Below are 15,219 nucleotides of genomic sequence, written 5' to 3'. Positions count from 1 at the left end.
ATGTTTTGCATCATTGCGTTTATTGTGCTTTCAATTCTAGGCATTTTTAGCGCTTCCAATCGCCAATTGGCCAGGGAGGCTCTGGATTGTGTTTTACGTCGGGTAACCCTGCGCCCATGCACTACCGGCTTTGATGAAAAAATGAAGGCTAAGATATTGGGGTATGTGATCACGCGTTCTGAAGCCGGCGCCCGTTTTCTCAATCGCTATTTCGAGCCACTTTCGTGGATTTTCTTTTTCCTTCTGGTTGGGAGTACATTTTTTGCGGTGCGAGGAGTCTACCTCTACTACACCACGGGGAGTTGTAACGGTCTTAATCAGGGCGGGTTTTGTGTGTTTGACCCTACCGGGCAAAACACCCAATTCTCCGGTGTGGATGAGAGTTGCCCGGTATCATCCGAAGGCAATGTTCTCAACTTGACTCTTGAGGGAGTGGACCTGGGCGGTTTTCCAAAACTTGCAGGCAACCCGAATGCCAAATCAATTGTCTTCATCGGATCTTATGGCTGTGATTACTCGCGTAAAGCCTATCCCATGATCCGACGATTGGCCCAGAAGTACGGTGCGGAGTTGGTGTTTCTTTATTACCCTGTTAAGGAACACAGTGATTACCTGGCAAAGGTGGGCTATTGTGCTTATAAACAGGATCCGCAAAAGTTCTGGGACTTGAATGATCGCCTCTTTGCTGCGGATAAAACCCGGTTGGAAGATGAAGCATTTGTACAGGAATTGTTGAAGGCTAGTGGTTTCAACGCTCAATCGGTGCAATTTTGCGCCAAAGATTTCCAGACCGAGTGGGTGGTAAAACAGCAACTGGCTGAGGTGCGAAAGACAAATTTCTACGGTACCCCCACTGTATTTATCCGGAATGAAGCGCTTGTGGGGCCAAAGCCTTATCGAGTGTATGCAATCGCTTTAGAGGGTCTGCTTTACTGGCTGAAGTAAAGTGGCATGTGGCTTAGATTGGTGTTTACCTGATTGGACTCTAATCCAATCACGGGGATAGTTGATTCTTACTTAAGGATGCCTTATAATCTTCGTCAGACATTTTATGCTTGAAAATTTGTGTGTTAGAGGCGGCCTATGACAAACAAGCGGTTTAGTGGAGCCTACATTCGTCAATCGTTCATTGATTTTTTCGTGGAACGCGGTCACACTTTTGTGCCGTCGTCGTCGCTGGTGCCGGGGGGTGATCAAACCCTGTTGTTTACCAACGCTGGGATGGTGCAATTTAAGGATGTTTTTCTGGGCACGGATCAGCGTCCCTACAAACGGGCCGTCAATTCACAGAAATGTATGCGTGTAGCCGGTAAACATAACGACCTTGAGGATGTGGGACGTGATGACACCCACCATACCTTTTTTGAGATGTTGGGCAACTGGTCGTTTGGGGATTACTACAAAAAGGAAGCCATTGCCTGGGCCTGGGAGCTGCTCACCGAGGTGTGGGGGCTGGATAAAAATCGGCTGTGGGTAACCTGCTTCAAGGATGAACATGGAGAAATTCCTACCGATGAGGAAGCCGCCGAAAATTGGGCCAAACAGCCAGGGATGGACCCTGGTCACATCCTTTTCTTCGGGCGTAAGGACAACTTTTGGGAGATGGCTGAGACCGGGCCATGTGGCCCTTGCAGCGAGATTCACATTGATCTAGGCCCAGAGGCTTGTGATAAACGGGATGTGCCTGGCCATGTTTGCCGTGTTAATGGCGATTGTAAGCGCTTTTTGGAGTTGTGGAATCTGGTATTTATCCAATACAACCGATTGAGTCCCACGCGGTTGGAGCCCTTGCCTGCCCGTCATGTGGATACTGGAATGGGGCTCGAGCGCATTACGGCCATTTTGCAGGGAGTTTCGTCCAACTACGCCACTGATTTGCTTTCGCCCCTTTTGGATAAGGTGCAGGAATTAACTGGACATACCCTCGAAGAGCGCAAAGCAAACATCACTCCCTACCGGGTCATCGCCGATCATTCCCGGGCGGCCACGTTTCTAATTGCAGATGGGGTGGTGCCCGGTAATGTGGGTCGTAATTATGTGTGTCGCATGATTATTCGCCGGGCGGCGCGTTTTGGGCGCAAAATCGGTTTGCTTGATCCCTTCCTGGCCAAAGTGGCTGATACGGTGATCGAGATTTATGGGGATGCCTATCCCGAACTGGTCAAGAATCGGGAGGTGATCAAGGATAACCTAACTCGCGAGGAAGTTCGCTTCCGACGCACCGTTGAGCAGGGATTGAGCCAGCTTGAGGCTTACCTGGAGGACGTCAAAGCACGGGGTGAGCAAGTCTTGGACGGGGAACGCGCTTTCGACCTCTATGCCACTCACGGGCTGCCATTGGAGTTGATTCGCGATGTGGCCCAAGAGGAAGGGTTGGAGGTGGATCAAGAGGGCTTCCTGCGAGCGATGGAAGAACATCGAACCATCTCGGGAGCAGGCAAGGCCTTTGGTCCTCTGGGAGGCGAAAATGTAGATGTATACCGTACTATTCTAGAGGACTTACAGCGGCGTGGTCAACTTGGGCCTGAGGGGGTGATTTATGATCCCTATAGCACGCTGGAGGTCGAAGGTCAGGTATTGGCTCTTGTTCGTGACGGCGTGAGCGTCGAAGAGGCCATTGTCGGTGATGCAATTGAGGTGATTTTACCTCGCACCTGCTTCTATGTTGAAGCGGGTGGCCAGGTTTCGGATACCGGGCGCATTATAGGCCTGGAGGGCGCTGATTGGGAGATTCGAGTCAACGATACTCGCAAACCGGCAGCAGGAGTGGTGGTTCACATCGGCGAGGTAATTCGGGGGCGACCACGAGTGGGCGATAAGGCCCTGGCGCAGGTGGATGGCGAACGTCGGCGCGATATTATGCGTAATCACACCGCCACCCACCTTTTGCATGCCAAATTACAAGCCATATTGGGGAAAGAGGCGCGCCAGGCGGGTTCGTTGGTGGCACCTGACCGCTTGCGTTTTGATTTCACGTACCCCGAAGCGCTGACCCCGGAACAGTTAGAAGCCATTGAAGCCGCTGTGAATCAAGCGATTTATGAAGATTATGAACTGGAAGTCGAGCATAAACCCCTGAGTCAGGCCCTCCAGGAGGGGGCCATGGCGCTGTTTGGTGAGAAGTATGGTGAGGTTGTGCGTACTATTGTGATCGGCGAAGAGCAGCCAATTTCTTATGAATTGTGCGGCGGTACGCACGTAGAATCCACCGGGGATATTGGCATTTTCATCATCACCAGTGAGGGCAGTGCGGCGGCTGGCATCCGCCGCATTGAAGCGGTCACTGGGCGCGAAGCGTATGCTCTGATTCGCAAGCGTTTGAATGACCTTTCCGGTGTTGCGGCGCTTTTAAACTGTGGTATGGATGAGGTTCCTGAGAAAGTGGCCGCTTTGGTTCAAGAAGTGGAGCATCTGCGTAAGCAGAACGTTCAGTTGCGCCGCCAAATGGCGCTGGCGGAATTTGATCAGTTGCTGCAGGGGGTGCGTTCTGTTGATGGAATCCGGGTGCTCACCGCAGTGATCAAAGAGGCAGATGCGGACATTCTACGCCAGTTATGCGATCGCTTCCGTCAGCGATATCCTGAAAATGGTGTGGTGGTGCTGGCTACGGTGAGTGAGGAACGTCCCATTATCATTGCGGCCCTGACCGAGGATCTCGTCAAGCGCGGTTTCCACGCTGGTGAACTGGCGAAGGAGGTGGCCCAGGTTATTGGGGGAAGCGGAGGCGGTCGTCCTCACTTAGCCCAGGCGGGTGGGAAGGACGCCTCGAAACTATCAGCCGCATTGGATAGGGTCATCCCGTGGTTACGGCAGCGCTTGAGCAACCAATAGGCTGGATGCACGTTGACTGAGAGAAAGCCATCCCCCGGTTGGTAAAGGGGATGGCTTTTTATATGGGGGTCGGCCTCTTAATTATTTGGGTTGTTTTTCTTTTTGTTCAAGGAGGGCTTGAACGAGTTCTCGACAAAAATCGGGAATGTCGGCTACTACGCGTCCCCACACGATGTTGCCGGAACGGAAGGCGGGGGCATCTCGCCAGATGGCCCCAGCGTTGATCAGGTCGTCCTTAATCCCCTCACTGCCGGTTGCCTCGTGTCCTTTGACGATCCCGGCACTAATGCCGACAAGCCCTGCGTGGCAAATCATGGCGACCGTCTTGCCCTGAGTGTAGAAATCGCGTACCAATTTTTTCACCGCCTCGTAACGGCGGAGTTTATCAGGTGCCCATCCTCCGGGAACCACGATGGCATCAAAGTCCTCCGCTTTCAGGTCGGCCACATTCACCTCAGCACGTCCCGTTAGTCCGCCTTTGCCCACCAATTCTTCACCTGCCTTGAGGCCGGCAACAATGACCTCGGCTCCTTCTTCTTTAAGGCGCATCAGAGGAACATAGAATTCTAGGTCTTCAAATCCGGGACCGATAAGATAAACAACACGCATTCCTTTGAGTCGCATAGGGGTTTCCTCCTTATTGTTTGAGAATATCGACTTCATTATAACGCCTTGTGCTAGGAGTCAGGTTCGCTATAACAGATTGAGGGCTACCTTTGGGTAGCCCTCAGCGAAATGAACCATAAAGTATGTTTATTGGGCTAGGCTTGCGTTCCTGTCTTGCGTTGGAAGAGCAACCCTGGTTGCCAGGGAGTTCCAATGTAGACCAGTAGCCATCGGTCCAGTCCGATCCAACCGGCCGTTCGCCAGGCGAGGACCAGCAGAATGGCAAGAATCAACATTACCGGATTGGTGCTGGCTGTGCCGGCCATCATAAAGTTCCAGTTCATGAATCCGCCCATGAAGGCTGAGAACCAAACGAATATACCCAAAATCAGAGCTATCCCTACTGCGATTTCGCCGAAAACGACCAGTTTAGAGAACCATGTGTAACTGCCACTATCAAGGAGGGATTGGATAAAAGCGCGATACCAATCAAAGGCAATTGGCGGGCGCGCGGGCGGCTCTGGGATGGCAACTGCACGTTGCCAGAAACCTTTGAGCGCTTCTCCCGTTTGTACCCAGGCGGGGTTGCTGAGTTTTTCCAGACCGTGTTCTAGCCAGGAATAGCCAAGATACAGACGGACAACCAGCCAGAACCAGGCAGATTTGGGGTCGCGGAAAAGAAGTTCGGCCCAGGGTGGACTTGCAAAAGTTGGGGATTTGGCTAATTGTGATGTGGCCATTGCTCTTACTCCTTGATGAAGAGAGAATGAGATTTCTGAGCCTCATTCTAGACCTTGCATGTTTCTGGTGAAAGAGTAATAATGCCTAACCCCCCATGCGTTATTTGGCTAATGAAAAACTTAATACCTGCGAGGTGACATTTGACCATGTGGGAAATGGTCTTAAAGGGCCAGTCCGATCAGGTAATACACAAGCGGGACGCCAGTAAAACCGGCGTCCCGCTTGTGAGGTGAAAAACGGTTTTGACGGTTAGGCGGCCTGAGATTCTTTTTCGGGGAACCAGCAGCACAAAACCAGTTCTTTAGCGGCTTTGACCTCGTCCAGACGCCCAACGGGTGTGTGGTGCGGTGCGCTCTTTAGTAGTTCGGGTTGAGTGTGAGCTTCCTCGGCGATCTTAATTAACGCATCGGCAAATTTATCCAGGGTTTGCTTGCTTTCAGTCTCGGTAGGCTCGATCATGAGCGCTTCTCGCACGATCAGAGGGAAGTAATTTGTGGGGGGATGGAAGTCATAATCAATGAGCCGCTTGGCAATATCCAGGGCATGAACTCCGGGTGCGTCGTCCCAAATCCCTTCTGCGACAAACTCGTGTTTGCAAATGCGATCGTAGGGGATGTGGTAGACATGACGAAGGCGTGCCAACAGGTAATTGGCGTTCAATACGGCGTGCTCGGCTACTTTACGTAGCCCTTCGGCACCGTGCATCAAGATGTAGGTGTAAGCCCGTACCATCATTCCGAAGTGGCCGTGGAAAGCCTTTACACGTCCAATCGAGCGGTTGGGCATTTTGAAACCATAGAGCGGAGGAACTTCCTCACTGCCTTCCTCGAGGATGGTCACAATCGGACCCGGAAGGAATTCGGCGAGAGTCTCAGTGACGGCAACCGGACCCGATCCCGGCCCACCCCCACCATGCGGGGTTGAGAACGTCTTGTGCAGGTTGAGGTGGAGGATGTCGAATCCCATATCGCCGGGGCGAGCAATTCCCAGCAGGGCGTTAAGATTGGCTCCATCGCCATAAACGAGGCCGCCGGCTTCGTGTACGACGCGGGTAACTTCGAGAACATTTTCTTCAAATAGCCCCAGGGTGTTGGGGTTTGTTAACATCAATCCCGCCACCGTTTCATCGCAAGCGGCTTTCAGGGCTTCTAGATCCACGTTCCCGCGTTTGTCGCTGGGCAGCTGTACCACTTCGTAGCCGCTCATGGCCGAAGAAGCGGGATTGGTACCGTGTGCCGAGTCGGGGATGAGGATCTTTGTGCGTTTAGTATCTCCGCGGGATTGGTGATAGGCACGAATAATGAGCACACCGGTCAATTCGCCGTGAGCACCGGCTGCGGGTTGAAGACTGACTGCCCCCATCCCGGTGATTTCTTTTAGCAATTCTTGTAATTCGTACATGAGCGCCAGGCTGCCCTGCACTGTGTCAATGGGCTGCAGGGGATGAGCCAGGGCGAACCCAGGTAGGCGGGCTGCGTCTTCATTGATCTTTGGATTGTATTTCATGGTGCAGGAGCCCAGAGGGTACAACCCGTAATCCACAGCGTAATTTTTTTGCGAAAGGCGCACGAAGTGGCGCACCACATCCACCTCGGCGAGTTCCGGCAGGGGCAGGTCCTTGCGCACAAAACCTTCGGGAAGGGCGCTCTTAGGAACATCGGGTTCAGGAAAGCGCACGCCCCGCCGACCAGGAGATGAAAGTTCGAACAGGGTAGGCTCAGTCATGGGCGAACTCCTTCAGGTACTCCACCAGGGTTTCGATTTCTTCACGGGAGTTCATCTCGGTCACGGCAATCAGCATGTGATTCGACAGTGTTGGATAATCCTGACCCAGGTCGTACCCGCCCAGGATGCCGTAATCGAGGAGGTACTCATTAATCTCCGCCACGGGTTTGGGACATTGCACAACGAATTCGTGGAAGAAGGGCTTGGTATTCAAAACGCGATAGCCGGGGATTTCGGCAATGCGTTGGGCGGCATAATGGGCCTTGTGGTAACACAATTCTGCTACCTGGCGTAGCCCTTCTTTACCCACCAGGGCAAGGTAAACGGTGGCGGCCAATGCCATTAACCCCTGGTTGGTGCAGATGTTGGATGTTGCTTTCTCGCGGCGAATATGCTGTTCGCGTGCCGTCAAGGTTAGCACGTAGCCCCGTCGTCCTTGCACATCCACGGTTTCACCAACCAGACGGCCTGCGATCCGGCGCACGTACTCTTTGCGGGTGGTGAAGATGCCTAGGTAAGGGCCTCCGAAAGAAAGCGGAATCCCTAACGGCTGACCATCACCAACCACGATATCGGCGCCGAATTCCCCCGGTGGCTTTAAGAGGCCCAGCGCAATGGGATTAATCACCACTGCGAAAAGCCCTCCTGCCTGGTGGACTTTCTCGGCCAATGGGGCAAAATCATGGATTTGGCCGAAGAAGTCGGGATATTGCACTACCACCAAGGCGGTGTTTCCGTCAATCAAGGCTTCCAGGCGCTCCAAGTAATTCATCGGATCGTTGTTGGCTTCGTCCCCCACGATTTCCAGGTTTTCATAGCCTGACATGTAGGTGCGAAAGACCTGGCGGTATTGGGGGTGAACACCGGGTGAGAGAATGAAGCGGGTGCGCTTGCCGCGGAAGTTGTGGTAGGCCATGATTCCCGCTTCGGCAGTGGCCGTGGCCCCGTCGTAATGTGAGGCGTTGCTCACTTCCATGCCGGTGAGCGCGCACATCAGGCTCTGATACTCGAAAATGGCCTGCAAGGTGCCTTGGGAAACTTCGGGCTGGTAGGGGGTGTAGGCAGTATAGAACTCATTCCGGCGCAGGATATGATCTACAGCCGCCGGGATGTAGTGGTTGTAAGCGCCTGCTCCCAGGAAGCACGCCAGGTCCTGTGTCGTCTCATTGGCCATGGCCATTTGTTGGAGTTGTGCGGCAGCTTCCATTTCGGTCAAAGCCGGCGGGAGATTCAGAGCCGGATAACGTACCTTTTCGGGGACATCCTTGAAGAGCTCGTCAATGGAAGACACCCCGATGGTCTTCAACATCTCAGAGCGTTCGGAGTCGGTATGTGGCAGGAACATATTAATGCTCCCTTTCTTCACAATACTTCTGATAGGCCGTAGCATCCATCAGGGTATCCAATTCCTGAGGATTGCTCATCTCGATCTTGAGCATCCAGGCCTCCCCATAGGGATCACTATTGACCAGTTCAAATTTTTCGGTGAGAGATTCGTTGCGGGCAATGACCTTGCCTGAAACCGGGGCGTTTACATCAGCGGCAGCCTTTACGGATTCAAGGGTTGCGATGACCCCTCCCTTTTTGACCTCATCACCAATTTCGACCTGGAACTCGAAAAAGACGATATCGGAAAGTTGAGACTGGGCATAATCGGTGACCCCCACAATTGCTGTGTTGCCCTCCACCTTGACCCATTCGTCGGTTGTGGTGTATTTGAGATCACTGGGGATGTTCATAATTAGACCTCCTGGGGTGATATTTTGGGAATTGAGATTTGATCAGACCCACCAGGGTCTGGATTGACCCGCCCAGAATTTATTATATATACGCTCGATTCCAGAGGGGATAAGGATGGATGACTTTTCATGGGTAAAGTTCAGGATTTCTTAAAGTCCAATTGGATAGGGACAAACTGTGTTTCGGCCTCAGTTACCTCTCGGAAAGAGGCAGACTGAGCACGGCCCTCGCGTAACCAGTTGCGGAGAGTTTCAATTGTCTCACGCTGGGAGCGAGAGAGAGGTACCTGTCGGCTTAGGGCAAGCAGGATATCTTCAGTGGTGAATTCGCGTTGGTTGTCGTTGAACCCAATGTACATGGCGTCAATAATGGCTTGCTCGATCTCGGCTCCCACGTAACCTTCGGATGCAGCGGCTAAACGATCGAGGTCATAGTCTTCTGGGATGCGGTTGCGCTTTCGCAGGTGCACGGCGAAGATCTCGCGTCGCTCAGAGAAAGTGGGCAAGTCAAGAAAAAAGATTTCATCAAAGCGACCACGGCGCAACAGTTCTGGGGGCAGCGCCGAGATGTCATTCGCCGTTGCAACCACAAAGCAGGGAGCGGTTTTCTCCTGCATCCAGGTCAGAATCGTGGCGAAGACGCGGGTACTGGTGCCGCTATCCAACCCCCCGTGGGCTAATGCCTTCTCAACCTCGTCAATCCAGATAATACAGGGGGCAATGGTTTCAGCCAGCCGTAGAGCGCGTCGGGTGCGTTCTTCAGATTCACCTACCAGGCTGCCGAAGAGCGCACCGATATCCAACCTGATCAAGGGAAGCCGCCACAGACCGCCGATCATTTTGGCGGTCAGACTTTTGCCGGTGCCCGGAATACCGATCAGGCCAATTCCTTTAGGTGCCGGTAGCCCGTACTGGCGGGCTTCTTGTGTGAAAGCCTTCTCCCGCAAACGTAGCCACTCTTTGAGCACCCCAAGTCCGCCTACATCCTCGGGCGTTTCCGTGACCGGGTAAAACTCCAGGGCCTCACTCTCACGGATGATCTGTTTTTTCTCCTCGGTAACCAGATCAATGTCACGATCATCCAGGGAGCCATCCTCTACGATGGCTTTGGCAAACACGCGCTGGGCTTGGGAAGCGGTTAACCCGATGGCGGCTTGGACCAGCTTTTCGCGGCCCAGGGGCGTTAGGTTGACTTTGACGCCAGGGGTGGCCGTAAGTCGGTTGAGCACTTCCTCCAGTTCTTCGGCGGATGGAAGGGCAAAATCAATGATGACAGATTCATCGCGCAGTTCTTCAGGGATGCGCGAGGTAACGGTTGTAATCAGGATGGATTTTTTGGTGAATTTTAGCCGTTGAGCCAGGTTACGTAGTTTGCGCTTTATTTGGGGATTGGCCCACGTCTCATGAAAATCTTTAAGGACAAACAAGGTGCTGGTTGGAGCCTCGGTGTGGTCAATCTGTTCCAGTGCCGTTAATGGGTCGCGTGCTACAGGAAGAGGCCCCTGACCGACCAGGCGTTGGAAACCGTCGGCGATGTCCCAGGTCAGACAATGACGCCGAGTCCGTTCGCATACCTCGCGAATCTTTTGGAGTGCCCGCTCTTCTTCCTGGGTAATCAGGATCAGCAAGGTAAAGCGCGCGCGGAGGTAGATATCAAGTTGTTCTTCGAAGCGCTGGATGTGTTTGACCATTGGAATCTACCTCTTTCTGAATTGATTATAGCACGCGCAAAGCCTATCAGGCAGAAAATTTTATAAGTTGTCTGATATTTACTGTTGGACTCTCAGCGTTTTGAGGTAACAAACGTTTTACACGGTATAATTACTTTGTATGGAGGTTGCCCAGAAATTGCCACCAATAAATTCTTTGAAGGGAAAGGAGGTTGAGACATAGTCTGGTAGATTGGGATTAACGTGGGAAAGTTAAGCGCATGGCCTTGGGTCGCAGGGGGTGGGTAGGCCTGAGGTGACGAGGAGGAAGGTTCCCCACTGCAAAAGTGGGGCTAACCGGTGGGAACAGGCTGCTAACCTGGTCGCCGGGAAAATCGAGAGATCAGCGGAAGCCTTCCCATTGCCACTAGGCAATGAACGCTTTCCCCAACAGATCACACACATAAGATTACCACCCGATATAAAGGGGTGGGTGAGCGGGATATCCTGACTTAATGCCTGTCAGGGGTATCCGGGTTTTTGTGGAATTTGTAAACAACGAGGAGGAAATTCCATGTGCGGAATTGTGGGTTATATTGGTCATCGAAACGCTACCCCCATTATTTTGAATGGGTTAAAGCGTCTTGAATATCGCGGATACGACTCGGCAGGGTTGGCTGTCTTGCAAGATGGCCGCATTGAAGTCCGACGTGATGCGGGCAAACTCAGTAAACTGGCCGCATTGGTAGAAAGCCAGCCTCTGAACGGTCATGTGGGAATCGGGCATACACGGTGGGCGACGCACGGGGAGCCCAGTGCACGGAATGCGCACCCTCACGTTGGAAGCACTGGTGAGGTGGTAGTTGTTCACAATGGGATCGTTGAAAACTTTCTTGAGTTGAGGGCCGATCTAGAGGCAGAGGGGGTTAAGTTCAACTCTGATACCGACACTGAGGTGATTGTGCACCTGGTTGAGCGGTTTCTGGCCAGTGGCACCTCACTGGAAGAATCAGTGCGTCAGGCATTGCGTCAGTTGCGCGGCGCCCACGGCATCGTTGTGCTCTCGTCTCGTGAACCAGACAAGATTATCGCGGCTCGTATTGGTAATGCGGGTGGCGTTGTGGTGGGCGTGGGAGAGGGTGAAATGTTTGTTGCCTCAGATATCCCTGCCATTCTAGAGCATACCCGGCAAATGATCTTTCTGGATTCCCATCAGATGGCTGTGGTGAAAGCGGATGGCGTGGTTGTTAAAACTTTGAGCGGGCAGGTGGTGACTCCTCAGGTTCACCACATCAGTTGGGACCCAGTCGCCGCAGAGAAGGGGGAATACCGTCACTTCATGCAAAAGGAAATCCATGAGCAAGTGCGTTCCTTGACGGATACGCTGGCAGGGCGTGTAGATTTTGATGAAGGTACCATTCGCTTACCGCAACTTAATCTCACCCCTGAACTGGCGCGTCGCATTCAACGTATTTACATCACCGCCTGTGGAACTGCGGCACACGCAGGCATGGTGGGAAAGATTCTCATTGAACGCATTGCCCGCATCCCTGTTGAAGTGGATATTGCCTCAGAGTTCCGCTACCGCGACCCGATCATAGATGCGGATACTGTGGTCCTGGCGATCAGCCAATCGGGGGAAACGGCAGATACTCTTGCGGCCATGGACGAGAGTCGGCGTAAGGGGGCTACCCTATGGGCCATTGTCAATGCCATTGGGTCTCAGGCCATGCGCATTGCCGATGGTTATATCGCTATGCAGGCTGGACCTGAGATTGGGGTGGCTTCCACGAAGGCGTTTACAGCCCCTTTGGTGGATCTTTATATGCTGGCCATTCTTTTGGGGGATTTACGCGGAACCCTACCCGAAACAGAGCGTAAACGTCTTGTGGCTGATTTGCGCCTGATCCCGGATCTGGTCAGCCGTTGTTTGGATCGCGAAGCAGAGGTGGTCCAGGTGGCGCGAGAAATGCGTTATATTCGCAATATTCTGTACTTGGGGCGTGGGATTAATATGCCCATCGCCTATGAGGGAGCTCTTAAGCTTAAGGAGATTTCCTATATTCACGCTGAGGCTTATCCTGCGGGGGAGATGAAACATGGTCCGATTGCGTTGATTGACCGGGATATGCCTGTATTGGCCATTGCTCCTAAGGACCCCTGGTACGAGAAGATGATCAGCCAGATTGAACAGGCCAAAGCACGGGGAGGGAGCGTGATCGCAGTTGCCACCGAAGGAGATGAACGCCTGCCTGCGCTTTGCGATCATATCTTCTGGGTTCCGGATGCCCCGTGGATGCTCTCACCGGTGGTCACGGTGATTCCTCTGCAGCTCTTTGCCTATCATATTGCTGCCTTGCGTGGACTGGATGTGGATCAACCCCGCAATTTGGCCAAATCAGTAACCGTTGAATAGGCACATTGAAGTGAGTTAGCCACTTGCCACCCCCAAAGTCTGTCGGACTCGGGGGTGGTTTCGTTCATCTTTACATTCATGTTTTTATATAGAAGAACATAAGGAATGTCTTATCAATAAGGTGATAAATTTCACGTATCAATTATGACAGAAAGGGCCGTTTTCGCCTTAACATTAATCTTGTATTAATGCTCTAATTTTTCTATAATGTAGCCATACTGGAGACAGTATTCCTGGTGAAGGGAGGTGATTGGGGAAGAAAAGTTGCCAAAAAGATGCTCAGTTCTCGATCCCTAACTTTACTTCTTTGCAAGGGAGGGTGTATGAAGCTACCGTTGAAGTATGTTCTCTACCTCGCAAGTGGGTTAATCTTGATCGCTGCTTTGGTGGGATGCCAATCGCAAACCTCAACGCCGACCGCAGCGCCCACAGCGGCTCCTCAGATTTGCCCGACTCCGGAAGCCTGTCCACCTGATTTAAGCGGCGAGATTCCGTTCTGGCAGAAATGGCAGGCTTCTGGGCATGCAGATGCAGAAGCGGCGGCTTTCACCCACTGGAACAATGAGCAACCCCCTGAGATACCTGCTACCTGCGCGAAGTGTCACAGTTCGCAGGGCTTCCTGGACTATATAGGAGCCGATGGAAGTGAAGCCTTCAAGGTGGATGCCAATGCGCCAGTGGGAAGCGTCATCACCTGTACGACCTGCCATAACGAGGCTACCCTGGCTCTCAATACCGTTAAGTTCCCTTCAGGCGCTGAATTGACGGGCCTGGGTCGTGAGGCGATTTGTATGACCTGCCATCAGGGTGCGGCCTCAAAGGTTCAGGTGGATGAGGCTATTCAAAAGGCCGGCGCAACGGATGAAGACCAGGTGGTGGGTGAATTGGGCTTTGTCAATGTGCACTACTATGCTGCTGCCATCAGCCGCTACGGCGCTCAGGTCAAGGGTGGTTATGAATATGAGGGTAAGCGCTACGACGTGCTCTTTGAGCACGTGAAAGGCACGCAGACCTGCACGGACTGCCATGATTCCCATTCTCTAGAAGTCAAAGTGGAAACGTGCAGTACCTGCCATGAGGGCGCTTCCACCGTTGAGACACTGCGAGATATCCGCATGGCCTCTTCGCAGGTAGATTACGATGGCGACGGCAATGTGCAGGAAGGCATTTACTACGAGATTGAAGGCCTGCGCCAATTGCTGTATCAGGCTATCCAGGCGTATGCCTCCGAGGTGGCTGGCACGCCTATCGTCTATTCGGCTGAAGCCTACCCTTACTTCTTCGTTGATACCAACAAGAACGGGCAGGCAGATGCAGAAGAGGCCCAATATCCGAACCGTTATAACGCCTGGACGCCGCGTCTGGAGAAGGCCGCCTTCAATTACCAGGTTTCGGTTAAGGATCCAGGTGGTTATGCCCACGGTGCGAAATACATCATCCAGTTGCTCTATGATTCCATTGAGAGCCTGAATGAGAAACTGAGTCAGCCAGTAGATTTGAGCAAAGCACATCGCAATGATCCGGGGCACTTTGCCGGTTCGGAAGAGGCTTTCCGCCATTGGGATGCCGAGGGTAAAGTTCCGAATACCTGTGTCAAGTGCCATACTGCTGAGGGTCTGCCGCAGTTCCTGGCCGAGGGCGTGAATATCTCTATGGTGCCTTCCAATGGTCTGATGTGCGAGACCTGTCATAGCAGTGTGTCCACCTTTGAGCGTTACCAGGTGGAAGCGGTGACCTTCCCAAGCGGGGCCAAATTGGGCTTTGCCGACAAGGCCGATGCCAATCTATGCCTGAACTGCCACCAGGGCCGCGATTCCACGGTCACTGTTAACCGTGCCATTGCGGGGAAAGATCCCGATACGGTTGATGAGAAACTTTCATTCCGCAATGTGCATTACTTTGCCGCGGGTGCGACCCTCTTCGGTACCGAGGCTAAGGGCATCTACGAGTATGCCGGCAAAACCTATGTCGGGCAGTTTAAACACGTTCAGGGTGTAGAGACCTGCACGGACTGCCACGATGCCCACAGCCTGGAGGTCAAAGAGGCTAGTTGCAAGGGATGTCACCAGGTGGATGATCCAGGCTTGATCCGCATGACCTCCAAAGCCGATTACGATGGTGATGGGGACACCCAGGAAGGTCTGAAGGGTGAAGTCGAAACCCTGCGTGACTTGCTTTACACTGCCATTCAGGCGTATGCGAAGGATGTGGCAGGTAAGCCCATTGTGTACTCCCCGGTGGCCTATCCCTATTTCTTCATTGACACCAACGCTAACGGACAGGCGGATCCGGATGAGGTTAACTTCCAGAATCGTTATAACGCCTGGACACCACGCTTGCTAACCGCGGCTTATAACTATCAATACGCAATGAAAGATCCGGGCGGCTACGTTCACAACGGGGTGTACGTGCTACAGGCACTGTACGACTCGATTGCGGACTTGAGCACGAAGGTCAGAGCCGTAGATCTTGGCAAACTGGTGCGACCGTAATAGGTGTTTATGGGGGCATC

At 52.9% G+C, this 15,219-nt stretch carries 10 protein-coding genes; 4 read left to right on the top strand and 6 right to left on the bottom strand.

The window, feature by feature from the left end; genetic code table 11:
* Both SE15_RS08220 and alaS read left to right on the top strand, forming a co-directional pair.
* Positions 1-945: a DsbA family protein gene (locus SE15_RS08220; protein ID WP_054521639.1), complete on the top strand. Its 945-nt coding sequence runs from the start codon at positions 1-3 to the stop codon at positions 943-945.
* Positions 946-1,083: 138 nt separating this feature from the next.
* Positions 1,084-3,831 carry an alanine--tRNA ligase gene (alaS, locus tag SE15_RS08215; protein ID WP_054521638.1) on the top strand — a complete coding sequence of 916 codons (2,748 nt, stop codon included), beginning with the start codon at positions 1,084-1,086 and terminating at the stop codon, positions 3,829-3,831.
* 81 nt (positions 3,832-3,912) lie between these two features.
* On the opposite strand, the gene SE15_RS08210 is transcribed toward alaS, so the two are convergent.
* From SE15_RS08210 to SE15_RS08185, 6 genes are all read right to left on the bottom strand, one after another.
* Positions 3,913-4,455 carry a type 1 glutamine amidotransferase domain-containing protein gene (locus SE15_RS08210; protein ID WP_054521637.1) on the bottom strand — a complete coding sequence of 181 codons (543 nt, stop codon included), beginning with the start codon at positions 4,453-4,455 and terminating at the stop codon, positions 3,913-3,915.
* A gap of 137 nt (positions 4,456-4,592) precedes the next feature.
* Positions 4,593-5,177 carry a DoxX family protein gene (locus SE15_RS08205; protein WP_054521636.1) on the bottom strand — a complete coding sequence of 195 codons (585 nt, stop codon included), beginning with the start codon at positions 5,175-5,177 and terminating at the stop codon, positions 4,593-4,595.
* 250 nt (positions 5,178-5,427) lie between these two features.
* Positions 5,428-6,903 carry an aminomethyl-transferring glycine dehydrogenase subunit GcvPB gene (gcvPB, locus tag SE15_RS08200; protein WP_054521635.1) on the bottom strand — a complete coding sequence of 492 codons (1,476 nt, stop codon included), beginning with the start codon at positions 6,901-6,903 and terminating at the stop codon, positions 5,428-5,430.
* Positions 6,896-8,248, bottom strand: a complete 1,353-nt coding sequence (gene gcvPA / locus SE15_RS08195) for an aminomethyl-transferring glycine dehydrogenase subunit GcvPA (RefSeq protein WP_054521634.1) — start codon at positions 8,246-8,248, stop codon at positions 6,896-6,898. Before gcvPA ends, gcvPB begins: the two co-directional genes overlap by 8 nt.
* 1 nt (position 8,249) lies before the next feature.
* A complete protein-coding gene (gene gcvH, locus SE15_RS08190; protein WP_054521633.1) occupies positions 8,250-8,642 on the bottom strand; it encodes a glycine cleavage system protein GcvH in 393 nt (130 codons plus the stop codon).
* 140 nt (positions 8,643-8,782) lie between these two features.
* Positions 8,783-10,333, bottom strand: coding sequence for an AAA family ATPase (locus SE15_RS08185; protein ID WP_054521632.1), 1,551 nt, complete (start codon positions 10,331-10,333; stop codon positions 8,783-8,785).
* A 532-nt stretch (positions 10,334-10,865) separates the two neighbouring features.
* Here SE15_RS08185 and glmS point away from each other — a divergent pair.
* Positions 10,866-12,707, top strand: a complete 1,842-nt coding sequence (gene glmS, locus SE15_RS08180; protein WP_054521631.1) for a glutamine--fructose-6-phosphate transaminase (isomerizing) — start codon at positions 10,866-10,868, stop codon at positions 12,705-12,707.
* Between the two features lie 323 nt (positions 12,708-13,030).
* Positions 13,031-15,199, top strand: a complete 2,169-nt coding sequence (locus tag SE15_RS14620; RefSeq protein ID WP_054521630.1) for a cytochrome c3 family protein — start codon at positions 13,031-13,033, stop codon at positions 15,197-15,199.
* The last annotated feature ends 20 nt before the right edge of the window (positions 15,200-15,219 follow it).

This window comes from Thermanaerothrix daxensis, from assembly GCF_001306145.1.
Classification (GTDB): Bacteria; Chloroflexota; Anaerolineae; order Anaerolineales; family Anaerolineaceae; genus Thermanaerothrix; species Thermanaerothrix daxensis.
The sequence above is the reverse complement of the archived record's forward strand: the minus strand, read 5'-3'. Positions and strand labels throughout refer to the sequence as shown.

Bases quoted from the DNA above. Each gene is read 5' to 3' on its own strand.
- SE15_RS08220 (WP_054521639.1), top strand. From the start codon at position 1: ATGTTTTGCATCATTGCGTTTATTGTGCTTTCAATTCTAGGCATTTTT.
- alaS (WP_054521638.1), top strand. From the start codon at position 1,084: ATGACAAACAAGCGGTTTAGTGGAGCCTACATTCGTCAATCGTTCATT.
- SE15_RS08210 (WP_054521637.1), bottom strand. From the start codon at position 4,455: ATGCGACTCAAAGGAATGCGTGTTGTTTATCTTATCGGTCCCGGATTT.
- SE15_RS08205 (WP_054521636.1), bottom strand. From the start codon at position 5,177: ATGGCCACATCACAATTAGCCAAATCCCCAACTTTTGCAAGTCCACCC.
- gcvPB (WP_054521635.1), bottom strand. From the start codon at position 6,903: ATGACTGAGCCTACCCTGTTCGAACTTTCATCTCCTGGTCGGCGGGGC.
- gcvPA (WP_054521634.1), bottom strand. From the start codon at position 8,248: ATGTTCCTGCCACATACCGACTCCGAACGCTCTGAGATGTTGAAGACC.
- gcvH (WP_054521633.1), bottom strand. From the start codon at position 8,642: ATGAACATCCCCAGTGATCTCAAATACACCACAACCGACGAATGGGTC.
- SE15_RS08185 (WP_054521632.1), bottom strand. From the start codon at position 10,333: ATGGTCAAACACATCCAGCGCTTCGAAGAACAACTTGATATCTACCTC.
- glmS (WP_054521631.1), top strand. From the start codon at position 10,866: ATGTGCGGAATTGTGGGTTATATTGGTCATCGAAACGCTACCCCCATT.
- SE15_RS14620 (WP_054521630.1), top strand. From the start codon at position 13,031: ATGAAGCTACCGTTGAAGTATGTTCTCTACCTCGCAAGTGGGTTAATC.